This is a genomic window from Lentilactobacillus hilgardii (assembly GCF_009832765.1).
In the GTDB taxonomy this organism is placed as follows: domain Bacteria; phylum Bacillota; class Bacilli; order Lactobacillales; family Lactobacillaceae; genus Lentilactobacillus; species Lentilactobacillus hilgardii.
Genome location: NZ_CP047121.1, coordinates 2,125,688 through 2,150,695, shown reverse-complemented (window position 1 = coordinate 2,150,695; position 25,008 = coordinate 2,125,688). Strand labels below are relative to the sequence as shown.

Annotated in this window: 25 protein-coding genes; 21 read left to right on the top strand and 4 right to left on the bottom strand. The window is 40.1% G+C overall.

Going from position 1 to position 25,008, the window contains the following annotated elements:
• The first annotated feature begins 385 nt into the window (after positions 1–385).
• The 18 genes from trpS (at position 386) to GQR93_RS10150 (ending at position 17,640) form a co-directional block, all read left to right on the top strand.
• Complete coding sequence (trpS, locus tag GQR93_RS10235) at positions 386–1,402, top strand: tryptophan--tRNA ligase (RefSeq protein ID WP_003554954.1); 1,017 nt, start codon at positions 386–388, stop codon at positions 1,400–1,402.
• A gap of 23 nt (positions 1,403–1,425) precedes the next feature.
• Positions 1,426–2,355, top strand: coding sequence for a Ppx/GppA family phosphatase (locus GQR93_RS10230; RefSeq protein WP_035444890.1), 930 nt, complete (start codon positions 1,426–1,428; stop codon positions 2,353–2,355).
• A gap of 108 nt (positions 2,356–2,463) precedes the next feature.
• Complete coding sequence (locus GQR93_RS10225) at positions 2,464–3,714, top strand: hydroxymethylglutaryl-CoA reductase, degradative (RefSeq protein ID WP_003554958.1); 1,251 nt, start codon at positions 2,464–2,466, stop codon at positions 3,712–3,714.
• Between the two features lie 9 nt (positions 3,715–3,723).
• Positions 3,724–4,695, top strand: a complete 972-nt coding sequence (locus tag GQR93_RS10220; protein ID WP_003554960.1) for a hypothetical protein — start codon at positions 3,724–3,726, stop codon at positions 4,693–4,695.
• 29 nt (positions 4,696–4,724) lie between these two features.
• Positions 4,725–5,453 (top strand): NAD-dependent protein deacylase, encoded by a 729-nt coding sequence (locus tag GQR93_RS10215; RefSeq protein WP_003554962.1) that lies wholly within the window; start codon positions 4,725–4,727, stop codon positions 5,451–5,453.
• A gap of 25 nt (positions 5,454–5,478) precedes the next feature.
• Entirely contained in the window at positions 5,479–6,327 is an 849-nt protein-coding gene (locus GQR93_RS10210; RefSeq protein WP_003554963.1) for a DUF72 domain-containing protein, read from the top strand.
• Between the two features lie 180 nt (positions 6,328–6,507).
• Positions 6,508–8,535 (top strand): methionine--tRNA ligase, encoded by a 2,028-nt coding sequence (metG, locus tag GQR93_RS10205; protein WP_003554965.1) that lies wholly within the window; start codon positions 6,508–6,510, stop codon positions 8,533–8,535.
• Positions 8,536–8,626: 91 nt separating this feature from the next.
• Positions 8,627–9,412: a TatD family hydrolase gene (locus GQR93_RS10200; protein WP_035444891.1), complete on the top strand. Its 786-nt coding sequence runs from the start codon at positions 8,627–8,629 to the stop codon at positions 9,410–9,412.
• Entirely contained in the window at positions 9,399–9,956 is a 558-nt protein-coding gene (gene rnmV / locus GQR93_RS10195) for a ribonuclease M5 (RefSeq protein ID WP_003554969.1), read from the top strand. The genes GQR93_RS10200 and rnmV overlap by 14 nt, the downstream gene beginning before the upstream one ends.
• A 1-nt stretch (position 9,957) precedes the next feature.
• Positions 9,958–10,848 (top strand): 16S rRNA (adenine(1518)-N(6)/adenine(1519)-N(6))-dimethyltransferase RsmA, encoded by an 891-nt coding sequence (gene rsmA / locus GQR93_RS10190; protein ID WP_035444893.1) that lies wholly within the window; start codon positions 9,958–9,960, stop codon positions 10,846–10,848.
• Between the two features lie 87 nt (positions 10,849–10,935).
• Positions 10,936–11,184: a Veg family protein gene (locus GQR93_RS10185; RefSeq protein ID WP_035444895.1), complete on the top strand. Its 249-nt coding sequence runs from the start codon at positions 10,936–10,938 to the stop codon at positions 11,182–11,184.
• Positions 11,185–11,394: 210 nt separating this feature from the next.
• On the top strand, positions 11,395–12,261 hold the full coding sequence (ispE, locus tag GQR93_RS10180) for a 4-(cytidine 5'-diphospho)-2-C-methyl-D-erythritol kinase (protein ID WP_003554975.1): 867 nt from the start codon (positions 11,395–11,397) through the stop codon (positions 12,259–12,261).
• 156 nt (positions 12,262–12,417) lie between these two features.
• Positions 12,418–13,101, top strand: coding sequence for a metal ABC transporter ATP-binding protein (locus GQR93_RS10175; protein ID WP_035444897.1), 684 nt, complete (start codon positions 12,418–12,420; stop codon positions 13,099–13,101).
• On the top strand, positions 13,094–13,897 hold the full coding sequence (locus tag GQR93_RS10170) for a metal ABC transporter permease (protein WP_003554977.1): 804 nt from the start codon (positions 13,094–13,096) through the stop codon (positions 13,895–13,897). Before GQR93_RS10175 ends, GQR93_RS10170 begins: the two co-directional genes overlap by 8 nt.
• A 108-nt stretch (positions 13,898–14,005) precedes the next feature.
• Entirely contained in the window at positions 14,006–14,824 is an 819-nt protein-coding gene (gene purR / locus GQR93_RS10165) for a pur operon repressor (protein WP_080544236.1), read from the top strand.
• A 25-nt stretch (positions 14,825–14,849) separates the two neighbouring features.
• Positions 14,850–16,226: a bifunctional UDP-N-acetylglucosamine diphosphorylase/glucosamine-1-phosphate N-acetyltransferase GlmU gene (gene glmU / locus GQR93_RS10160; protein WP_003554979.1), complete on the top strand. Its 1,377-nt coding sequence runs from the start codon at positions 14,850–14,852 to the stop codon at positions 16,224–16,226.
• Positions 16,227–16,288: 62 nt separating this feature from the next.
• A complete protein-coding gene (locus GQR93_RS10155) occupies positions 16,289–17,269 on the top strand; it encodes a ribose-phosphate diphosphokinase (protein WP_035444900.1) in 981 nt (326 codons plus the stop codon).
• Positions 17,269–17,640: a DUF3899 domain-containing protein gene (locus GQR93_RS10150; RefSeq protein WP_003554981.1), complete on the top strand. Its 372-nt coding sequence runs from the start codon at positions 17,269–17,271 to the stop codon at positions 17,638–17,640. The genes GQR93_RS10155 and GQR93_RS10150 overlap by 1 nt, the downstream gene beginning before the upstream one ends.
• A 120-nt stretch (positions 17,641–17,760) precedes the next feature.
• On the opposite strand, the gene GQR93_RS10145 is transcribed toward GQR93_RS10150, so the two are convergent.
• From GQR93_RS10145 to GQR93_RS10130, 4 genes are all read right to left on the bottom strand, one after another.
• Positions 17,761–18,560 (bottom strand): IS5 family transposase gene (locus GQR93_RS10145; protein WP_120270481.1). Its coding sequence is split into 2 segments (ribosomal slippage): positions 17,761–18,272 and positions 18,272–18,560, totalling 801 coding nucleotides; the frame shifts between segments, so codons are not numbered across the junction.
• Positions 18,561–18,641: 81 nt separating this feature from the next.
• On the bottom strand, positions 18,642–19,448 hold the full coding sequence (yidA, locus tag GQR93_RS10140; RefSeq protein WP_003554983.1) for a sugar-phosphatase: 807 nt from the start codon (positions 19,446–19,448) through the stop codon (positions 18,642–18,644).
• A 21-nt stretch (positions 19,449–19,469) separates the two neighbouring features.
• Entirely contained in the window at positions 19,470–20,804 is a 1,335-nt protein-coding gene (locus tag GQR93_RS10135; protein WP_003554984.1) for an HD domain-containing protein, read from the bottom strand.
• A gap of 21 nt (positions 20,805–20,825) precedes the next feature.
• On the bottom strand, positions 20,826–21,653 hold the full coding sequence (locus GQR93_RS10130; RefSeq protein WP_003554985.1) for a lipoate--protein ligase family protein: 828 nt from the start codon (positions 21,651–21,653) through the stop codon (positions 20,826–20,828).
• A 172-nt stretch (positions 21,654–21,825) separates the two neighbouring features.
• Between GQR93_RS10130 and GQR93_RS10125 the strand changes: the two genes are divergently transcribed.
• The 3 genes from GQR93_RS10125 (at position 21,826) to GQR93_RS10115 (ending at position 24,745) form a co-directional block, all read left to right on the top strand.
• A complete protein-coding gene (locus tag GQR93_RS10125) occupies positions 21,826–22,260 on the top strand; it encodes a DUF1934 domain-containing protein (protein WP_003554986.1) in 435 nt (144 codons plus the stop codon).
• Between the two features lie 44 nt (positions 22,261–22,304).
• The gene (gene rpoE / locus GQR93_RS10120) at positions 22,305–22,949 is read left to right on the top strand and encodes a DNA-directed RNA polymerase subunit delta (protein ID WP_003554987.1); all 645 of its coding nucleotides are present in this window, start codon (positions 22,305–22,307) and stop codon (positions 22,947–22,949) included.
• A 176-nt stretch (positions 22,950–23,125) separates the two neighbouring features.
• Positions 23,126–24,745 carry a CTP synthase gene (locus GQR93_RS10115; RefSeq protein ID WP_003554988.1) on the top strand — a complete coding sequence of 540 codons (1,620 nt, stop codon included), beginning with the start codon at positions 23,126–23,128 and terminating at the stop codon, positions 24,743–24,745.
• Positions 24,746–25,008: the final 263 nt, after the last annotated feature.

Genomic DNA, 25,008 nt, shown 5'->3' with positions numbered 1-25,008 from the left:
TTTCTAAAACTTCCTGCACATTTATATCTTATGCTTGCACAATTTTAGTTTGATTTCGGTCTCCTGTCAATTGAATGAGTCGACCTTGATAAATGTTAACTGAGCCTTTGACATTTCCTATTTTTATCAGTAAAATTAAAATGTTATTAGTAGATGAGTAGAATCGTCCAAAACAGAGAGGTTATCAAGGCTGAAAGTGACCACGACGAAACGAATTGGTAGTTTAAAAGGGTAGCACCCGTATCGCTTAGAGAGGTAACTACACTTACAACTTAGTTACAATTTAGGTGGTACCACGTCTTAGCGTCCTATTGTTCAATCAATAGGGCGTTTTTTCGAAAAATTGTGCTATTCAAAATTCGGATATTGAAAGGATAGTTGCAAGATGGCAAAGAAAATTATTTTAACAGGAGATCGACCAACAGGCAAGCTACATATTGGCCATTATGTTGGTTCATTGAAAAATCGGGTTGAATTACAAAATTCCGGTGATTACGACACCTTCATCATGATTGCAGACATGCAAGCCTTAACTGATAATGCACGTGATCCTGAAAAAATCCGTCATAGTTTGATTCAGGTTGCATTGGATTATCTAGCTGTGGGAATTGATCCGGAAAAATCAACAATTCTAGTTCAATCGCAGATTCCTGCACTCCCAGAGTTAACACAACATTATTCAAATTTGGTTACGGTCTCTCGGCTTAACCGAAATCCAACCGTGAAAAATGAAATTAAACAAAAGAATTTTGGTCAAAGTGTCCCAGTTGGATTTGAAATGTATCCGATTAGTCAGGCGGCGGACATTACCGCTTTTAAAGCGACTACTGTTCCTGTCGGTGATGATCAGGAACCAATGCTTGAACAGACCCGTGAAATTGTGCGTTCATTTAATTCAATTTACAAAGCAGATATTTTAGTTGAACCGGAAGGCTATTTCCCACCAAAAGGAATGGGACGGATTCCAGGGTTGGATGGCAACGCCAAAATGAGCAAATCGTTGGGAAATGCGATTTATCTCTCGGATGATGAGGACACCATCAGCAAAAAAGTCATGTCAATGTATACCGATCCCAACCATATTCATGTTGAAGATCCGGGTCAAGTTGAAGGAAATACGGTTTTCACTTATTTGGATATTTTTGATCCCGATCAATCAAAGGTAGCTGAATTGAAAGCCCAATACCAGCACGGCGGATTAGGTGACGTGAAGATCAAACGCTACTTAAATGATGTTCTTCAAGCAGAATTAAAACCAATTCGTGAACGCCGAAATCAATATGAAAAAGACATTGCCGGTGTTTACGATATCCTTAAAAAGGGTAGTGAATATGCAAACACGGTTGCCAATCAAACCCTTAAGGAAGTTCGCGATGCAATTGGAATCAATTACTTTGGCTAGAACTGCCGGAAAGGATGGCAGGGATGCAAAACCTTGTAATTTTGGATATTGGTTCTAATTCGGTCCGAATGGCCATCAATCAAATCTTAAACGACGGCAGTTATCGTGAAATCAAACGTGTTAAAAGTGATAGTCGACTTTCTGAAGGTATGGGCAAAGCAAAGGTACTGCAGCCACAAGCTATGGAAAGAACGATTCAGGCGTTGGCAGATTTTAAGGCTATTTACCAACAATACCGGTCGGATTCCGTAATCGGCATTGCGACTGCTGCAGTTAGACAGGCCAAAAATCAAACTGATTTTTTACAAGCGGTCAAAAAAAGGATTGGGATTACAATCCGTGTCCTCTCAGGTGTTCAGGAAGCTTATTATGATTATTTGGGCGTCATTAATCGATTGGGAATCAAAAACTGTCTGATTCTTGATATTGGTGGCGCAAGCTGTGAATTGATCCGGGTAGTCAATGGTCAAAGCAAGAATTTAACCAGTATCCCGATTGGTGCTGTTAACATCTCGGAACAGTTTCATTTGAATGACAATGTTTCAGGTGCCAATTTATTTAATGCCCAGTTTCATATTCAGAAATTATATTCCCGAATTAAATGGCTTAAGCATTCCCAACGCGAGCCGCTTGTCCTTTTGGGCGGGGCTAATCGAACCCTGGCCAGGATTAATCGAACACGTCAGGGAATGAAGCGGGTTGACTCGATTCATGGGTATCATTTGAGCTATGAACAGGTTAATCGTACTTACCTTAATCTTCTTAGGGGTGATGTTAAACGTCGTCGCCAAATTAAAGGCTTGGAGCATGACAGAGCTGATATTATTGTTGGTGGGCTGTTGCCGTTAATGGTGTTAATGGATAAGGTTGATACCCGAAAGGTTCTATTCTCAGAGAGCGGCGTTCGTGAGGGGATTATCACAGAGTTTGTAGAAAATAAAAGTGAGCACTAAGTGATTTTGAGTATGCTTGGAAGTTTATCAATAAGAAGGCTGGAACCAGGATTATTCCTGCCCAGCTTTTTGTCGCTTGTATGAAAAGTTATTTTGGAGGTGGGGCAAATGGATGCTCGATGGGCACATTTCTATCAAAAATCATATCGGGAACGACTTGATTTGATTGCAGATTTCTCAGGCTTAAACAGTGATCAAGTAGCTTTGCTTAAAACAACCAACGCTAAGGTCTTTGGACATTTGATAGAAAATTACCTTGCAGACTATGCGCTGCCCGAAGGAATTGTCACCAACATGAAAGTTAACAACCGTCAGTATCTTGTTCCTATGGTGACTGAAGAACCTTCAGTCATTGCGGCTGCCAGTAATGGCGGAAAACTGTTATCGGGGGACATGGGTATCAAGGCCAGCGTAAAGCAGCGGCTTTTGAGTGGTCAAATTATTTTAAAGGACATTAGTGATGCAAGACAACTAAGGGAATTTATAAGTGATCGTCAACAAGAACTTATTGAGATTGCCAATAATAGTCGTCCCCGAATTCTTAAACATGGTGGTGGTGCAAAGTCTCTGTCAGTAAGACGACTGGATCCGCAATTCTATTCAGTGGACTTACAGGTTGATTCAGGAGAAGCAATGGGGGCCAATTTGGTCAATACCATGCTTGAAGCAGTGGCCAATGAATTGCGTTCATTTGGTTTGCAGGTTACAATGGCTATCCTTTCCAATTATGCCGATAAAAGTTTGGTCCATGTCTTGGGGAAAATTCCCCTCTCCGAGTTGACAACTTCTGGCATAACCGGTCAGCAGGTTGCTTCTCAAATTGTGGACGCGAGTCACATTGCACAGGTTGACGTTTACCGAGCCACTACCCACAATAAAGGGATTATGAACGGGATTGATGCGGCGGTGATGGCAACAGGAAATGACTGGCGGGCTGTAGAAAGTGCTGCCCACGCGTATGCGGCCAAAGATGGTCAATACAAAGGGCTGAGTACTTGGCGTGTGAATCAAGCCTACCTGATCGGTAAGATGACGATACCAATGCCGATTGGTTTCGTTGGCGGTGCAACCAGTGTTTTGCCAATGGCTGCCATTAATAAAAAAATTACCCGAATCAAACGAGTCCGTGAGATGATGGAAGTGATTGGGGCGATCGGGTTGGCTCAAAATTTGGCTGCACTCAGGGCATTAGTGACTGATGGTATTCAAAAGGGCCATATGAATTTACAATTGAAGTCGCTTGCGATGGCTAACGGCACAAAAGAGTCGGAATTACCGACGGTTGTTAAACAGCTTCGACACATGACATCGCCTGATTCAACGGATGTTAAGAAGATTTTAAAGGAATTACGAAAGTAGGATGAAATAATGGATAACGAAATTAATATTGAATTAAACGATCAGGTACACAGCTTAATTGATGCGGTCAACAACTTCTTTCCGGGAACGGTAACCGTTAATTTCCTTGGGAAACTTCAGTCTGGATACGTTCGACACGATCAATCCCAAGTTGTCCAGGATGGCAAAAATATTATGATTCAAATTGCTGATTTAAGCGCACCAAACTATACGGCCTCCCATGAATTATTACACTTATTAATGGTTTTAAGAGGATTTCCGCAGGTTTTCTTTTCTTTAACAACCGGCAATGCCGATTTGGATGATCAGTTAAAAATGATGGGGACTGAGCTTTACGACATGGTGTCTCACTTTGTTGTCGTTTCCGAACAGAGAAAGCATGGTTTGATTGACGATGAAATTGAAGCTATGTATATGAAAGGGGTTTATGCAACAATTAAGCCGGAACCCGATCCGGTTGACGATCAAATGACGCTTCGGTTAATGACATTATTGGATGCAATGGTGTTTTACGGTGATCGGTTTAGTCAGGTAGCCGATAAATTAAAAAAGGATTTTCCGATTTCATTAGCAGCTGCTGAAAAATTGTATCAGTTGATTACAGAGAAGCCGACTGATTCACCTTTTGGCCTTCGTCGAAATGTTGTCAAATTGTTTAAAGCCTTTGATGAACAGATGAAACAATGGGCATTGCCACCCCTGCACAATACCGAGTTTACAACCTTAACCAGTGTTCTTTCGAAACGCCAGCTTGGATTGCAGGTCAAGCAACTATTCGAAGTATTTCATTCTGAACTCATTGAGGTGAACAGCAACACGCGGGCCTATGTTGGCTTTAACCGGGTTGACGATCAAAATTCGTTTGTTTTGGCAAATCCGAAAGGAGAACAGGATAATCCAGAGTTTTTCCAGGAAATTTATGGTAAAACGGTTAAAGCCTTGTTCGACAGTCTAAAAATGCCTTATATTGAACGTAAATAGATTTTTTTATTATCCGAGGAGTGAGATAAATGATTGATCAAAAGATTCAAACAATGTTTGACACTGCAAAAAAGATCGTTTTTCTGACCGGGGCTGGGGTTTCAACCGCGTCCGGAATCCCGGATTACCGTTCTAAAAATGGCTTATATACCAATGACAAAACGGATAAACCGGCTGAGTATTATTTGAGTGTGGATTGCTTACGCGACGAGCCCAAGGTATTTTATCAGTATGAAAAATCAAATATGTATTATCCCGATGCCAAGCCGAACGTTATTCACGACCGTCAGGCTGAGTTCACTCAAAAGAGGGACGCCGTTGTTGTCACCCAAAATATTGATAGTCTGTATCGGAAAGCCAGCACCAAAAACTTAGTTGAATTTCATGGCAATTTATATAATGTGTATTGTCAAAAATGTCGCAAAAAAGTTGACTACAAGGATTATTTAAACAGTATGTATCATCGAAATTGTGGCGGTGTCCTGCGTCCGGACATTGTTCTTTATGGAGAGGGACTAAATCCAAACGCAATTTCTAAGAGTATTAAAGCCGTTTCGGAAGCTGATCTGATCGTGATCGTCGGTACGTCAATGCGGGTCTATCCTTTTGCAGGACTTATTGACTATCGCCCCCAAAATGCCCGGGTCTTGGCGGTTAATGAAGAGCAACTTAGTTTTACATTTCCGTTTACAATGATTAAACAAAATGCCGTTGATTTTTTTGATGATTTGAATGTGAATGTATCATCAAAGAATTGACGTTTCTTAATGGGGGTGACGCGAGATGATTACAATTGGATTGACGACATTTTCTGAGCATCCCTCACTAATTGATGATTCAAAGCGTAAAGTTCGATTGTCAGAATATAGTGCTCATTTTCCAGTTGTGGAATTGGATACGCCTTTTTATGGGATCCCAAGAACTGAGGTCATTGAGCATTGGCAACAACAGGTTTCCGATAATTTTCAATTTATTTTAAAAGCTAATCAGGTCATGACAATGCATGATCAGGGAAGTGGGGATCCGGTTAGCAATGAAGAACGGTTTACTAAATTCAATGAATATAAGCGCGCAATTACACCACTTGTTCGGGCGGGCCAGCTGAAAACAATTCTTTTTCAGTTTCCACCGTATTTTGCGAGGAAAGTCGAAACAATTGAATATCTTCGCCGTATCAGCATTTTCATGGAAGGATATCCGGTGTCGGTTGAGTTTCGAAATCCGTCGTGGTACGGCAAAAATATAATCGATGATGTTGCCGGGTATCTTAAGGAACTTGGACTGGATTTGGTTGTGGTGGATGAACCACATACGACCAATATGGGGGTTCCGTTTGAACCACTTGTGACCAATAAAGATCTTTGCATGCTAAGATTACACGGGCGCAACATCAAAGGGTGGACGGATACAACAGGTGATTGGCGCGGTAAACGAACACTTTATCGATATTCCACTGAAGAACTGGCACGATTAAAAGATGTCGTCTTAAAGTTGCAGGATCAAACCAGGGAAGTCTGCATCATTTTCAATAATAACGCCGGTCGGGATGCGGCTGACAACGCACTCGAATTGAAAAAAATGCTGGGGATTTCTTTTGGCGGGTTGTCACCTCTTCAAATGGATCTGTTCTAAAGGCCCCAATAACTAGAAGAATCTACACGAGAATGAAGCAAAAGAACCTCAGCAGTTGGTGTCAGTTTTATGGGTAAACTTTTCCTGCTGGCTCTCGCACACAGTGGCTTTTTTTGCTATACTTGACTGTAATATTATCAAATAATCATAGATTAATTCGATTGGAAAAGAGGTACTTTCATGGCAGAAAGTAAGCCAACATTTTATATAACAACACCAATTTATTATCCTTCAGGAAGGTTACATATCGGTAATTCATATACCACCATTGCTTGTGATGCCGTTGCTCGTTACAAGCGTGCGATGGGTTACGATGTTTTCTTCCTGACTGGAACCGATGAACATGGATTAAAGATTGAACAGAAAGCGGACAAGCTAGGGATGACACCCCAGGCATATGTCGATAAGATGGCCAAGGGCATCAAAGAGCTTTGGAAAAAGCTTGAGATTTCCAACACTAAATTTATTCGAACGACCGATGATTATCACGAAAGGGCAGTTGCAGACATTTTTCAGCAGCTTCAAGATCAAGGCGATATCTATCTTGGTGAGTATACGGGCTGGTATTCTGTATCGGATGAAGAATACTTCACTGAAAGTCAACTGGCGGAAGTTTATCGTGATGATGACGGTAAGGTTATTGGCGGTAAAGCACCCAGTGGCCATGAAGTTCAGTTGGTTCACGAGCAGTCCTACTTCTTTAAGATGAGTAAATATGCCGACTGGCTGCGTCAATACTATCAGGACCACCCGGACTTCATCCAACCTTCAACGCGAATGAATGAAATGATTAAGAACTTTATCGATCCTGGCCTTGAAGATTTGGCCGTTTCAAGAACGACCTTTCATTGGGGTGTGCCTGTTAAATCCGATCCTAAACACGTGGTGTATGTGTGGATTGACGCCTTGTCAAACTATATAACCGCACTTGGTTATGATGGTAAAGATGACAGTGATTTCAAGAAGTATTGGCCCGCTGATGTTCAGATGGTGGGAAAAGAAATTGTTCGTTTCCACACCATTTACTGGCCGATTATCTTGCATGCACTCGGATTACCACTCCCTAAAACGGTTTACGGACATGGTTGGCTGTTAATGAAAGACGGTAAAATGTCCAAGTCTAAAGGGAACGTGATTTATCCAGAGACGTTAATGGACCGTTACGGCTTGGATGCACTGCGATATTATCTATTGCGGGCAATGCCATATGCAAATGATGGTATTTTTACGCCGGAAGATTTTGTTGACCGGGTTAATTTTGACTTGGCCAACGACTTGGGGAACTTATTAAATCGAACTGTTTCAATGATTAATAAGTATGAAGGCGGTATTATTCCTGAGTTTAAGGCTGGTGTCAATGAAGCTGACAAGGAACTGGAGGAAGTTTCTAAAGAGTCCATTGCCGGTTTTAAGAAGAGTATGGATGACCTGCATTTTTCAGAAGCGTTATCTGAAGTTTGGAAACTGGTTTCTCAATCCAATAAATACATTGACCAGACGGAACCTTGGGTCTTAGCCAAGAATGATGCTGATAAGGAAAAATTAGCTTCTGTTATGTCCCATTTGGCAGCCAGCCTCCGGGTTATTGCTGAATTAATCAGCCCAATCATGACACATGCACCTAAAGAGATTTTTCAACAGCTTGGATTAGATGAAGCTATTGATATTAAAAATCTTGATATTTCGGATCTCCCTGCCGGTGCCAAGACAGTCGCAAAGGGCACACCAATCTTTCCTCGGGTGGATGTTGATGAAGAAGTTGCTTTTATTAAGGACCAGATGACAACAAATACAAAAGCCAAGGGACGAGCCGCAATGAAAGCCGCAGCCGAAAAAAAGTTCGATCCTGAAGAAACCGAGTTGAAATTGACTAAAAAAGAAGTCCGGTTTGACGCTTTCGAAAAGATTGAACTTAAAGTGGCTGAGATTCTTGATGTCAAAAAAGTCGAGGGAGCCGACAAATTGCTTCAGTTCCGATTGGATGCCGGTGACGATGGCGATCGTCAAATTCTTTCAGGAATTGCACAGTGGTATCCCGACTATCAAAAATTAGTTGGAAAGAAAGTTATTATTGTTTCTAACCTGAAACCACGAAAGATGCGTGGACAGGTTAGTCAGGGAATGTTATTGTCAGTTGAACATGATGATGGTAACGTTGAATTAGTTACAGTAGATTCACATCTTGAAAATGGATTAACTTTGGAATAAGTCATCAATGGACCGATTTTCTCATCTTTCATTTGATAAGAAAGGCGGTCCGTTTTTGTGATTTTTAATGAAAATAATTGAGGGGGTTACCATGAAAATTTTTGATTCTCATACGCATTTAAATGACGATCATCTTTATTCACAAGCCGATCGTTATGCCGAGCATGCCAAGAGTCTGGGTGTGGTTAAACTTGCAAATGTTGGGTCTAATCAGGTATTAAATGACCGGTCACTTGCTTTAAGTGCCAAATATAACGATATGTATTCTATTATCGGTTGGCACCCTGAAGATTCGATTCACTTTCACGATGAGCAAAAGCAGTTGCTGATTGAACAGCTTCAAAGCCCAAAGGTTATTGCAGTTGGTGAAATCGGATTGGATTATTACCAAACCACTTCGCCAAGATCCATTCAAAAACGGGTCTTCAAAGAACAGATTGATATCGCAAAGCAGCTTCATTTGCCGATTTCTGTTCATAATAGAGAAGCTTTTGAAGACACTTATGAGATTCTAAAAGAAATGGATATTCATGATATTGGTGGTGTGATGCACAGCTTTAATGGTGATCCGGAGTGGCTTAAGAAATTCCTTGATTTGGGCATGTCGGTTTCATATAGTGGTGTTGCCAGTTTTAAAAAAAACCATGATGTTCACGATGCTGTCAGGAATACGCCGTTTGATAGGATGCTGGTCGAAACCGATGCCCCGTATTTGGCACCTGAGCCACTGAGAGGGAAACAAAATGAACCAGCGTATACTTTATATACGGTTGAAGCAATTGCCCGGTTATGCGATGTCAATCCGGATGTGATTGCTGCTCACACTTATAGTAATGCATTACGATTATTTGGAATTGAGGATAATGAAAAAAATTAAAGAAGTCATTGTCGTTGAAGGCAAAGACGATACAAAACAAATTTTAAGGGCAGTTGACGCCGATACAATTGAGACCCGTGGTTCCGCTATCCCTGATGAAACCATGGCACTGATTAAGAAAATTGCCGAGACAAGGGGCATTATTGTGTTTACCGATCCGGATTTTTCAGGCGAAAAGATTCGTAAAACAATTTCGGCGGAAATTCCTAACGCCAAGCATGCATTTATTACTAAAAAACAAGGGGTTCCCAAACGTTCAGAAGGGTCTCTTGGAGTGGAACATGCCAGTGTGGAGGCTATTAGAGAAGCGCTTAGCCATGTCTATACGGAAGATGATCAGACAGAGGAATTGATTAGCCGGGAAACGTTAATGAAATTTGGGTTGATGGGGTATCCGGACGCTAAACAGAGACGTGAAAAATTAGGTGAACTTTTAGGAATTGGTTATGTAAACGGAAAACAATTGCAACACCGACTGCGAATGTTTGGGATCTCCCAGCAACAGTTTTTGGATGCAGTTGAGAAGATAGATGGAGATAAATAAAATGAGTGATTATCCAGAAATTGCCTCTCCTGCAAGGACACAGGCAATTTTAAACCGATATCGGTTATCAGCAAAAAAAAGTTTGGGACAAAATTTTCTGATTGATCTGAATATTCTAAACAATATTGTTGAGGCTGCAGAGCTGACTAAAAATGATAATGTGATTGAAATTGGCCCTGGAATTGGTGGATTGACTGAACAATTGGCTAAGGCCGCAAATCAAGTACTGGCTTTTGAAATTGATGAAAAATTACTTCCGGTTTTAGATGAAACACTATCACCGTATAACAACATTGAAATTATTAATCAAGATATTTTAAAGGCTAATTTGCCCGAAGTTGTCGCAAAAAGATTTAGGACTGACAAGCCGCTTAAAGTTGTTGCCAATTTACCATATTATATAACAACACCAATTGTGATGGATTTATTAGCCAATCCGGTTAAATTCGAATCAATAGTTGTGATGATGCAAAAGGAAGTAGCCGAGCGATTGGATGCCAAACCTGGGACTAAACCATATGGGTCACTCTCAGTCATTGTTCAACAGCAAAATGATGTTGACATTTCTTTTGTTGTTCCCAAAACAGCGTTTATTCCTCAACCCAAGGTTGATTCTGCTATTGTTAAATTGTCTCCGAAAATGCAGGTTGACAAGCGTCCTTTTGATCACAAAAAGTTCGTTGGCTTTGTTCGGGGATGTTTTATGCATCAGAGAAAAACGCTATGGAATAATTTACTGGGTGTTTTTGGAAAGCAGGAAAGTGTTAAAGGGCAGATAAAGAAGGTTTTGGATGACTTGTCAATCAATGCCGCAAATCGTCCGGAACAGCTTCAGGTAGAACAGTTTGTGGCATTGACGAATGCGTTTCATGAAATTGGGGTATTAAAGTAATTTTATATTGCCAGATAAAGTGATTTGTGATATAATTTGCGGTTTTATTACTTTTATGGTATAATGCTTTATCGTGAGGTGAGTGGCATGCCAATAACTTTATCTGTGATCAAACACAGAATGGATGATCATATTGGTCAGCATGTTCTTGTAACTTCTCAAATTGGGCGTCGTAAGACAACCAAACGGCACGGAATATTGAGGGAAACATTTCATGCTGTTTTCATTGTTGAGTTGGATCCGGGAAAATCCAGCTTCGAGAGGGTTTCGTATAGTTATACTGATATTTTAACCAAAAATATCGCAGTGAATTTTGATGATGAACAAGTCGATTAGTATGTTTACCTATGTCTAGGGGCGAGCGCAAGTTGGAATTTGTGTTTGGCCTTTTTTTCTGCTCTTTTTGAATATTGATAATGATGCATTAGTCACTGACAAGTACGATATAATTTAGTATAATTTTGTTAATTATGGTGTGTCACATTTAGTTAAACATGATTGATGTGTTAAATTGTTTTAAAAAGTGCACGAAAAGAGGTGTCGTCGTTGAAAATAATTGTTCGAGCGCCGGCAAAACTGAATCTCAGTTTGGATACACCTTTTACGCATTCGGATGGATCAATTGAGTGGCGAATGGTCATGACTTCAATTGGTTTAAGTGATTACGTTCAGGTAGAAACTAACGATACCAATACAATCAAGGTTTATTCCGATAGCGGATTTCTTCCAGAAGATAATCGAAATCTGGCGTATAAAGCTGCCCAAATTTTTCTCAAAGAAACCCGGATTCAAACCGGGTTAAAAATTTTAATTGAAAAAAATATTCCGATAGCTGCCGGACTGGGTGGTGGTTCATCTGACGCCGCTGCTGTGTTTAAAGCGCTAAACAATCTTTTTGACGTTGGCTTATCACTTGAAGCCTTGGCCAAGATGGGGCTTCAAGTCGACTCGGATGTGCCGTACTGTATTTATGGCGATACTGCTTTGGTAAGCGGTCGGGGTGAAATCATTACGCCCTTAAATAAGCTTCCCAAGATGTGGTTTATTTTGGCTAAACCACACGTTAGCGTTTCAACGCCGCGTATTTTAAAAAAGTTGGCTAGGACGCCTGTCATTCATCCGAATACAGATGAGCTTTTACGAGGTATTGCGGATAATGACTATTCCGCGATTATTTCAAATATGGGGAATGCATTGGAAGCAATCACGATAGCCGAGCATCCTCAAATATTGACTTTGAAGCAACGACTAATCAGATATGGTTGTGATGGCTCACAAATGAGTGGAAGCGGACCAACCGTTTTTGGCGTTTGTCGTACTGAATCACGGGCCAGAAGAGTGTATAATAGTATTTCAGGCTTCTGTAGTGAGGTTTATTTAACACAGGTTACTTCAGAAAAAATTAATCAATAGTCTTGATAATAGATAAAAAATTCAAAAATGAATTGCTTTATAAAAATAATTTTTGTTAAAGCAATTCATTTTTATTTGGAATTGAATTGAGAAAAAGCATTTTTTATTTTACACTGTAACAGTAATAATTACTTTTTACAAAGCGGAGGTAATCGTTTGAGTGACACATTAATTTCAGCTGAAAACTTATCATTGAGTTTTCCGAATCATCAAGTGCTTTCAAAACTAAGTTTCAAAGTAAATCGTGGAGATTTTTTAGGCGTGATCGGTGAAAATGGCGTTGGAAAGACAACTTTGGTTCGCCTTATTTTAAAACAGCTTCGGCCGTCTTCCGGCAAAATAATCCTTAAAGAAGGGTTGAAGATTGGGTATGTTCCTCAATTTAGAAACATCGATGTTGAATATCCACTTTCTGTCAGAGACTTTGTTTCGTTAAGCTATACCGGTATTAAGTTACCCTGGCTTTCTAAAAAAGAACGAACACGTGTTGGAGAAGTCATGAATCGGGTCGGTCTGACAGCCATTTCCGATCGGCCGCTTGGATTGGCATCCGGTGGTGAAAAACAGAAGGCATATCTTGCCCAAGCACTTCTTAATCATCCGGACCTGCTTATCTTAGATGAGTCAACGGCTAGTTTGGATCCAAATACCAAAAAAGAACTGCTTGATGTTGTGACGATGCTTAATAATGATATGGGACTGACCATTCTGTTTGTTTCGCATGACATGCAGCTGATCCATGAATATCCAGATCGCTATCTTTGGCTTCGCAGAGACGGATACAGTACCGGGGCCATTTCAGACCTTCATAATGATTCAAAGGGGGAGTTGTATGTTTAGTTTTGAATTTATGCAGAACGCCTATCTTGCCGGAACGTTAATTGCAATTGTCAGTGGCATTATGGGCGTTTTTGTCACAGCCCGAAATATGCCATTTATGACGCATACACTTTCAGAAATCGGGTTTGCCGGCGCAGCGTTTGGAATTTTTATTGGGTGGACGCCACTAAACGGGATGCTGACGTTTACGACAATCAGTTCAATCCTTGTTGGGGAACTGAGTGGGAAAGTTGAGTCCCGAAGAGAAGCTGTTATTAGTGCGATTTCCGGTTTCTTTATTGGTTTAGGCATCTTATTTCTGTCACTTTCCAACAAAAATTCTAGTTATGCGACTAATATTTTGTTTGGTAGTGTTATTGGAATCAGTCGCCAGGATGTTTTACAAATGGTTGTGTTATCTGTCATTGTTTTATTAATTCTCTTTGTTATTTTTAGAAACTTGAAGGATGATTCCTTTGATCCGGTGGGAGCACAGACCAACCATGTGCATAGTTCACTCATTTCAATTATTTTTTTGGTATTATTGGCTTTTAGTGTGAGTGTTGCTGCCCAAATTGTTGGATCACTTCTAATCTTTGTTTTGTTAACACTGCCAGCTGCAAGCGCTAAGTATTTTACGCATACGGTTTTAAAAATGATGATGCTGGGTATTGCCTTTGCGTTGTTCGGAGTTTGGTTTGGATTATATTTGGGGTACGTGACAAATTGGCCGGTTACTTTCTTTATTGCGACAATTGAAGCAGGTATTTATGCGATTTCATTGGGGTATAATTACTTACAAAGCAGAAGTGAGTAATTATTTATCAAAATGCTAAGAAATTGATGATAATTTCACCAAATTTCCCTAAACCCGAACATTTATGATAAAATCAAATAGATATTACATAAACTAGAGGTGGGAGAATTGAAAGTACGAAGAAGCGACAGATTGATTGATATGACTAGGTATTTGTTAGAGCGCCCGCATACGTTGGTTCCTTTAACATTTTTTGCCGACCGTTATGATTCAGCAAAATCATCAATTAGTGAAGATTTAACAATTTTAAAACGAACATTTCAGGCACGAGGAACCGGACTCTTGGAAACCATTCCGGGGGCTGCAGGTGGTACCAGATTTTTGCCTTATATTTTAAAGGAAGAGGCGCAGCAGGTTGTTGGAAAATTAATAGACGAAATGTCCTCTGATAAACGCTATTTACCTGGAGGATATGTGTATATGTCTGATTTACTGGGAAGCCCAGCAACGCTTCGACAAATTGGCCGCATTTTTGCAACCCAGTATTTGAATCAAGATGTCGATGCTGTGATGACAATTGCAACCAAAGGTGTTCCAATCGCCCAAAGCGTTGCGAACTTCTTAAACGTCCCCTTTGTCATTGTCCGACACGATACTGAAATCACTGAGGGTTCTACGGTGAACGTGAATTATGTTTCTGGATCATCAACACGAATTGAGAAGATGTCATTATCAAAACGGAGTTTAAAGCCGGATTCAAACGTTTTGATTGTTGATGACTACATGCGTGGCGGTGGGACAATCGGTGGTATGATTTCAATGGTCGAAGAGTTTGATGCCAATTTAATTGGTGTTGGTGTTGTGGCTGAAAGTACGGTTCAAAGCGGCCGGGTTGTTGAAGACTATACATCGCTCATGCGTGTCGATGCGGAAAATAACACGGTTGTTTCTCAAGCTGGTAACTATCTTGAGAAGATTTTTAATTAAAATGGCTCACTGAGGAGAAATTAGAATGGCAACAAAAAATACAATCATATTAGCAGCCGGTAAAGGGACTCGGATGAAATCCAAACTCTATAAAGTGTTACACCGACTTTGTGGTAAAACAATGGTAGACCATGTTTTAACGCAAGTAGAAAAAGCTGATATGGATAATGTCGTAACGGTCGTTGGATTTGGTGCTGATGCAGTTCGGGATAATCTTGGCAAACGAACGCAATATGTTGTTCAAGAAAAGCAATTGGGTACCGGACATGCTGTTTTGCAGGCGGAAGACCTTCTTGGTAAACTGGATGGCATGACGATGGTTGTTAGTGGTGACACACCTTTGTTTACGGCTCATACTTTTGAAAATCTGTTTACTTACCATGAGAATAAAAAGGCTAAAGCAACAATCTTAACGTCAAATGCACCTGATCCGACGGGATACGGTCGAATTGTCAGAAACAATTTAGGAATTGTGGAGAAGATTGTCGAACAAAAAGATGCGTCGACTGAGGAACAAGCCATTCATGAAATTAACACTGGTGTTTATGTATTCGATAATCAGGCATTGTTTGAGGCACTGCATAAAATTAATAACGATAATGCCCAGGGCGAATACTATTTGACAGATGTTATCGAGGTTCTTAAATCAGAAGGAGAGACTATTGCAGCTTATCAAATGTCTGATTTTGATGAATCAATGGGCGTTAATGATCGGGTTGCGCTTGCACGGGCAACCAAAATTATGCAGACGAGAATCAATCGTCAGCATATGCAAGATGGTATTTCGATGATCGATCCCGAACGGACTTACATTGATACAGATGTTAAAATCGGTTCTGATACAGTTATTGAACCTGGAGTTCAGCTGAAAGGCTCAACGACAATTGGTCATGACTGTTACCTTGGTGCAAATTCCGAGATTCGCAATTCCACAATTCATGATCACGTTACAGTGACATCTTCACTTATTCAGGATTCTGAAATGCTGGATTATTCGGATATTGGCCCAAACAGCCACTTGCGTCCGGGTGCTCTAATTGGCAAACACGTCCATCTTGGGAACTTTGTGGAAGTTAAGAAAGCTTCAATTGGAGAGGGCACTAAAGTTGGCCATTTAACTTATGTTGGAAATGCTAAATTAGGCAAAAATATCAACGTTGGCTGCGGTGTCATTTTTGTTAATTACGATGGGGCTAAAAAGCATGAGACAACTGTTGGGGATGATGCCTTTATTGGAAGCAATTCTAATTTGATTGCACCTCTTGAAATTGAGGATCACTCCTTTATTGCTGCCGGATCTACAATTAATCGACCGGTTAATAAATATGACATGGCAATTGCTCGTTCTCGACAGACTAATAAACCGGGATATTTCAAGAAATTACCGTATCAAAAAGATTAATACTGATTTTTCCGCCTGAAACATTGTATAATTAATTTAGAAAAAACAATATGGAGGATCATATGGCTCGGCAATATTTTGATTCTAAACTGAAAATCTTTGCACTGAATTCCAATCGGCCTTTAGCTGAAAAAATTGCTAAAACCGTTGGCGTACCGCTTGGAAAGACATCTGTCGATCGTTTTAGTGATGGTGAAATTCGGATTAATATCGAGGAAAGTATTCGCGGCGATAATATTTTTATTATCCAATCGACTTCAGCACCTGTTAATGATAATTTGATGGAACTTTTGATTATGGTTGATGCACTTAGACGTGCAAGTGCTGGCACCATTAATGTTGTGATTCCTTATTATGGTTACGCACGACAGGATAGAAAAGCACGTTCACGTGAACCGATTACGGCTAAATTAGTTGCAAATATGATTCAAAAGGACGGCGTTGACCGCGTTGTTACACTTGATTTACATGCAGCGCAAATTCAAGGATTTTTTGATATTCCTGTTGATCATTTAATGGGGGCACCATTGCTTGCCGATCATTTTATCAAGGAAGGATTTGGCAGTGATGATGTTGTTGTTTCACCGGATCATGGTGGTGTTTCCAGAGCAAGGGCATTAGCTGAATTTTTAAAGGCACCCATTGCAATTATCGATAAACGTCGTCCTCGTGCGAACGTTGCAGAAATTATGAATATTATCGGTGACGTTGCCGGTAAACGTTGTTTGATGATCGATGATATGATTGATACTGCTGGAACGATTACATTGGGTGCACAGGCATTGATTGATGCCGGTGCTAAAGAAGTATATGCCTGTTGTACACATCCAGTTCTTTCAGGGCCTGCAATTGAACGGATTAGAAAATCACCAATCAAACAATTAGTGGTTACAGATACAATTCAATTACCCGCTGATAAGCAAATTGACAAGATTCAGCAAGTATCAGTTGGTCCGTTAATTGGTGATGCAATAAAGAGAATTAATGAAAATAAACCGGTTAGTCCATTATTTAATAATCGATTTCGTGGTGATAATGATTAATGAATGATTTAATAAAACAGAAGCCTGCTACAATGGGAATTGCTCTCGCTGCTATTATTAACTTGGTAACGATTGTTATTGGTCTGCCGATGATGGGAATTGGAAATATCGATTTTTTGGTTGGCTTGTTTCTGTTAGTACTGGCCTCTATTTTTATCGTCGGATCGGGACATTTATTTACCGGATGGCGGTTCTCTTTTAGAAAAAAGAGTGATTTGGAAGCAGAGAATGCACCAAAGCATCCAGCGGCTAAAGACGTTGCTTCTATTAAGAACCAACCGATTAAGGTTAATAAGTATGCGCATTTTTGTTTGCGGGTTGGCGTTTTCTTAATTGTGTTGGGAATTGTATTAACCAGTATTGCCCCTTAGGTGGTAGGTTATGACAACATTAATTTAATAGATTATACAAAAAAAGACTAGAACAAGTTTTGCTCCGGTCTTTTTGTGTGACAACTATTAACAATAGAGAGACGAATGCTAAGAAGCTGTTTAGTATCTTTTAAGAAGTAGCCTGATAAAAGCTAACGAAACCATCATGAGACTAGTGTTGAGCTTACGCTCACAGTTACGCCATAAACGGTGATAATTTCCCAACCAACTAAATGAACGTTCAATGAGCCACCGTTGGGGGATAACCGAAAATTGGTGTAACTCATTTCTTTTAACGACGATTACCTTGGCTGACGTTAAACTGCTAATCTCATTAGCAAAATTTTGGCCGGTATAACCACTATCAACCATCATGGTTCGAACCAGTTTAAACTGCTCTAAATTAAGGGTAATGAGTGCAATCGCCCCGTCACGATCAGTGATGTTAGCCCGGGTAATATGGATCGCTTGCGGGAATCCATTGATGTCGACGGCTAAGTGCCGTTTAATCCCCGAGATCTTCTTACCACCATCGTAACCCTTATTTTCAGCGGTAGCGGTGTTCTTGATACTTTGGGCATCTAAAATGACGAACGAAGTTCGTGCTGATCGCCCTTGCCTTAATCTTCGATCAGCGACAATTTTTTTAAAACCTGAGTTAATAAAGCTGGTTTATCAGGGGTGGGGGCTTTCGACCAATTCATCCAATAGTAGTAAACAGTGGACCACTTTGGAAAATCAGCCGGCAAATCACGCCAAGTACAACCATTTTTAAGGACATAGAGCATGGCACAGAAGATATCATAAGGATCAATGTGTTTTGGATGAGTTCGTTTTCTTGAAGCTTCCAGATCCTGGCGGATCAAATCGAATTGTTGCCGAGAAATATCGCTTTGGTAATGATGACTAAAATGTTGCATATGATCACCAACTTTTTTGACAGTAGTTTATCAAATTATTGGGTCAAAATCAAAGATACTAAACAGCTTCTAAGCAGTCTATCAAAGAATCCATTTTTTAATGGCATAGGCAACGCCATTTTCAGCATTTGATTTCGTTACAAAGGATGCGGCCTCCTTGACGTCATCGATACCGTTTTCCATTGCAACACCTAATCCCGCGTATTTAATCATGGTTAAGTCATTTCCCTGATCGCCAATTGCCATGACATTTTCAGCGGAAAAGCCAAGATCCGTTGCCAGTGCGTGAAGGGCGTTACCCTTACTAGCTTTTTTATTCATGATTTCAATAAAGAATGGTTCACTTTGAACGACATACATTTGATCCCGTAGGCTTTGTGGCAGCTGATTGTTTGCAGTGGTAATCAGTTTCGGAAAGTCGACAAACATTGCCTTTGAAATGACCAAGTCAGGTTTGATTTCTTCTGGGGTTCTGTATTTGATTGGTAAACGGACAAGATAACTTTCACCAACACTATAAGGGCTTAGGTCTCGATTAAAAGCATAGATTGCGTCCATTGTTTCAAATTGGTAGTGGACACCTAATTTTCTGGCGAGCATTTCGGTTTCCAAAAACTCATCATAAGTTAGTGTCTGATGGGTAATGACTTTGCCATCCAAGCTTTGAGACATTGCGCCGTTAAAAGTAATCGCGTATTCATCCGCTCCGCTGATAGACAAAGCATCTAAATATGGTTTGACGCCGCTTAGAGGGCGACCGGTACAAAGAACAACCTTAATGCCTTTTTGACGTGCGGCGGTAATGGTATCGATTGTTGGTTGGGCGAGATGATTTTTTTCATTTAAGAGGGTGCCGTCGATGTCAATTGCGATTAATTTGATATCCATAAAAAAGTTCTCCTTTAAGCTTTAATTGATTAATTTTCCGTTTCGGATGTGGCTCTTAAATTCTTCGTATTCGGGTTCGAATAAATCAACGTTTTTTTCCGGTCGAAGGACTTCACGAGGGAAGAAGAATCGATTATCTCCCGTTTGACGATCGGAAATTGCAGTTACAAGTGGGCTAACTGATGAAAGATCGACCAAGCTGCCATCGTCCTGCATCAGTTCGATTTGTTTTTTACCCGGTGTATAAGCATCATAGGGCAGATCGAAGCTGTTATCCGTAGCGGTATAATATTCGGGATTGAAGCCGGATTGTTCAATGATTTCACGTAAGCGCGGCAGCAAGTTTTCGGTGCTTTTATCGTACTTGACTGATTTTAAAGGCTTACGATCAATAAATCTTGTTGCCAAACTGCTGAGTATATCATCCGGATACCGTTTCCAGTGAATGAAATAAGTGTTTAAAACACCATCATCCAACTGAAGATAATCGTCCAGATTAAAGTCTCCGCGTAAAAAGGGTAATAACAGGTAAGGCGTTGACGGTTCATTTTGAGTAGTTGCTCCAAATAAGACTCTGGCACGCTTCAAAAGCCTGTTTAAAACGACTTCCATCGCACGTGAGACGGGATGAAAGTAGACTTGTTGGTACATTTGAAAGCGACTGACGATATAGTCTTCGACGGCGTGCATACCACTCATTTCAAAACAGATGCCCTCTTTATAAGGCCGCATAACTTCAAGGATCCTCGAAAGATCAAAAGTACCGTATTTAACACCGGTATTGTAAGCATCTCGCAATAAATAATCCATTCTATCGGCATCGAGTTGACTTGAAATCATTTCAACAACCTGTCTATTGGGATAGGTTTTATTGATGACACTTGCAACCTGGCGCGGGAAATCCGGGCTAATTCGTTGTAAGACATGGTTAATTTCAGTTGACTCTGACGTAATAATGTCTTGGGTAATCTGTTCGTGATTTGTGCCGAAAATATGCTCAAACGTGTGAGAGTACGCACCATGACCGATGTCATGAAGTAATGCGGCACACAGAACAACTAATTCTTCGGAATTATCCCATAACCCATCGCCAGGACGGATAGAAGGAAAATTCTTTTGAAATGATTCAGTGATCCGTCGCGCAATTTCATAAACACCTAAAGAATGTGCAAAGCGTGAATGCTCAGCGCCGTGAAATATGAGTGATGTTGTTCCAAGTTGATGAACGCGTCTGAGTCGTTGGAATTCAGTTGTATTAATTAAATCTAAAATGACCTGATACTTAACGTAGACGTAGTTATGGACGGGATCTCGAAATACTTTCTCCCGCTTTAGTTGCTGATGTGCATAATCCAAAAATAAGCCTCCATGGAAAATTTATATGAGTGGTAATTGTTGGTTTCGCAGCTGAATCTTTCTTAATTGTTTTTTCCGTAAGTCAATGAATGTGTCGGAACGAAAAAGCTGAGCTTGACTGTCCAGATCCAAAGACATCATTTGCTGACTGACACTCTTTAAAAAGTGTTGCTCAACCGTCAGAAGATCAATATTTGGAAAGCCGATTTTTTCAACAGTTGTCATTGTTGTTTTATCGACTTTGGGAAAGGCCCAACGTGTTTGTGAATAAGCATCTCCTGCTTGATAGAATTCCGAAACAACATTGCTTCGGGCATCTTGATCGCCTTCAACGCTTAGATACAACATTAATACGACGGCACCTTTTGAACGACGTTGTGCAATTCCGGCAATTTTTTGACCATTGACACTTAAATCATATTTACCGGGACAATATGAATGAGTGACCTCAAAGGTTTGAATAGATAATGTTGGAAAAGTTGCCATCATTAAATCTGCGATAATGTCGTAAGAATCGTCAACGTCAAGTTTTCGATCTGCGTCCGGAATGAAGAGTGAAATGTTTAATACACCCGGGTCACTGATAACGGCAAGACCACCAGAATTGCGTAAAAAGTAATCGTACTTATTGGCGGTGAGATTTTGAAGGCCAGCTGTTAAATTTGGCAAATGACGGTCGTTGATTCCTAAAATTAAGGTTGGCTGATCTGTTGTCCAAAAATGAATAAAAGGTCGTTGAAATTGATCACAATAATCTAATAATGCATTTGTATCTGCGAACGATATTAATTTATTTGCCGGTGAGTAAGCTTGCTTAATCACGGTAATCGGCGTATTGGTAAAAGACATTTTTCCACCTCATTTTACAAACAATAACACAATTAATTATAACAGAATTCGTTCCTTTTTTCGCTTTACCCGCTATACTTGATATAATGGTTGTGAGTTAAAAAATGTGCATAAACGTATTGATGGTTATATAATAAATCGTTAGACCAAGAAGGATTAAAGAAGGTGCATTATGGATAATTTAGCAACTGGCGTTCCGGTTCAAATCCACCTTGAAACAAATATTTTACAGAACGGTGAGACATCAAACTTTGTGTTTGATGCTACCGGTCAGTTGGTTCGAGTGGGAACTTCAATTTATATTCGTTATCAGGAGGAAACGGATGACGGATCAGTTCCGGTTACAATCAAACTAATGGAAAATGGCGATGTTAAATTAACAAGATCAGCAGGGAATCGACTGCAATTGATTTTTTCTGCCGGCAAGCGAATTGCAGCGCGTTATGCAACACCATATGGACAACTTGAGGTTCAGACGGTGACGTCTTCTCTTGACATGGAGATTCTCAATCAACCCTTGCGTGGTAAGGTCGGAATTGATTATCTGCTGTATGCTGGAAGTGATTTATTAGGGAAGTACAATATTAGATTGCAATTTACAATTTAATCGGGTATAGTAGTTTTTAGACTGTTGAAAGGACGTGTACCAGTTTGGAATTAGAAGTCTTTAAAGGCCAAAATAAAAGTGAACTATCGATGATTGAAGTTGCCCATGCAATTTTAGCAAAACGAGGCGACACTATGCCGTTTGCTGATCTTGCTAATGCGGTACAAGCTTATTTAGGTGATAGTAACAAAGAAATTCGAGATCGCTTGTCGCAATTCTATACTGATTTAAACGTTGACGGTAGCTTTATTTCACTTGGTGATAATCTTTGGGGCTTACGAACATGGTACCCATATGAGTCAATCGATGAGGCAACTGTCCACGCTGAGGATGAAGATGAAGATCGACCAAAGCGCAAAAAGCGTAAAAAGGTTAACGCCTTTCTAGCCGATGCATCGGATGATGATGACGTGATCGATTACGATGATGATGATCCTGAAGACGATGACGATTTTGACGATGATGATACCGAAGATGACGATGATGACGAAGATACTACCGCATCTTCAGAAGACCTCGGTAAATATAATAAAGATCTTCAAGATATTGAAGATAATACAGATGATCCTGACGATTCCGATTTACCTGATGGCATCGAAGGTCAGTTAAACGAACTCGGTGACGATGATGATGATTTTGACGATGATGACGACGATGACAATGATAACTTTGATTCAAAGAAAAAGTAATTAAGTCATTGATGATTATTCTTGACTAATTGTCTTAATGTATGTATTATGTTTTTTGGGCTCCTTGAGATTTCAAGGACATCTGAACGATGATAAATAGTTCCCTATTCATACCGGATAGGGAATTTTTTGTTTTTTCATTCCCCGGCTAACTATTAAGAGGAGAGGATTATATAATGACCAAATATATATTTGTAACTGGTGGCGTTGTTTCATCCTTGGGTAAAGGCATTGTTGCTGCATCCTTGGGTAGATTGTTGAAAAATAGAGGATTAAATGTCACAATTCAAAAATTTGATCCGTATATCAACGTAGATCCAGGTACCATGAATCCATACCAACATGGTGAGGTTTTTGTCACAGATGACGGAACTGAAACCGATCTTGATCTTGGCCATTATGAACGATTCATCGATAATAATCTCAATAAATATTCCAATGTCACAACTGGGAAGATTTATGATGAGGTTCTGAGAAAAGAACGTCATGGAGATTATCTTGGTGCGACCGTTCAAGTTATTCCTCATATTACGGGAATGATTAAGGAAAAGATTATGCGGGCCGCTAAGGTATCTGATGCTGAAATTGTGATCACAGAAATTGGTGGAACGGTTGGAGATATTGAGTCTTTGCCGTTCTTGGAAGCAATTCGTCAGATGAAGACCGAGGTTGGCGATGAAAATACTTTCTATATTCATACGACGCTGGTTCCTTACCTTCATGCTGCTCATGAAATGAAGACTAAGCCAACACAACACAGTGTTAAAGAACTACGCAGTTTGGGTATCCAGCCGAATTTATTGGTTGTTCGTTCAGAAAAACCGATTACGGATTCCATGCGTAAAAAGATTTCATTGTTCTGTGATGTTAAACCACAGGCTGTGGTTGAATCTTTAGATGTACCGACATTGTATACGATTCCGCTAAATCTCCAAAAGCAGGGAATGGATCAACAAATCTTGGATCATTTCGGTATTTCAAAGCCGGCAGCGGATATGGAAGAGTGGAAAGAGCTGGAACACCATGTTCAACACTTGAAGCGAAAGATCCATATCACACTTGTTGGAAAATACGTTGGGCTTCATGATGCTTACATTTCGGTTGCCGAAGCATTAAAACATGCCGGCTATAAAGTTGATGCTGATATCGATTTGGAAATGTTGGATTCTGAAAAGATTACGCCTGAAAACGTTGATGAACTTTTAGCTCCGGCAGATGGCATTATTGTGCCTGGTGGCTTTGGTGATCGTGGTATTGAAGGGATGATTACAGCCATTCGATATGCACGTGAAAAGGATGTGCCGTTCCTGGGTGTTTGTCTTGGTATGCAGATGGCATGTGTTGAGTTCGCCAGGGATGTCCTTGGGGATAAGGATGCTAATTCTACAGAAATGAATCCACGAACACAACATAATGTCATTGATTTGATGGCTGATCAGGAAGATGTCCATGATATGGGCGGGACACAGCGTTTGGGTGCTTATCCATGCAAATTAAAGCCCGGAACAGTCGCAGCAGCAGCTTACAACAATGCTGATGTCATTTCAGAGCGTCATCGTCATCGCTATGAATTTAATAATGCTTATCGTAAGCCGATGGAAGACAATGGCATGGTTATTTCTGGAACGTCTCCTGATAATCATTTGGTTGAAGTTGTGGAAATTCCTGCAAATAAATTCTTTGTTGGTTCTCAATACCATCCCGAGTTTATTTCCCGGCCAAATCGCCCTGAAGGATTGTTCAAGAATTTTGTTGCGGCAGCAAATGACCAATATCTTTCAAAAAACAAAAAATAATTTTTAATATCAAATAATAAAAATGGTTAACTGACAAGGCGATGTAATCCTTCAGTTAACCATTTTTGTTGTTCACAGGTATTTTAATATCAATGTCGCAATCGAAACATGGTACACTATTCTTAACGATCATTTAGGCATTCAGAAATTGTTTATAATGTTACAAATTGTATAATTCAATTGAGGGTATTGTATTTTACAGTTATTTTCTATAATATGTTTCATGACATGAAAAATGTTCGAATGGAAAAAGTGAGGAAAGT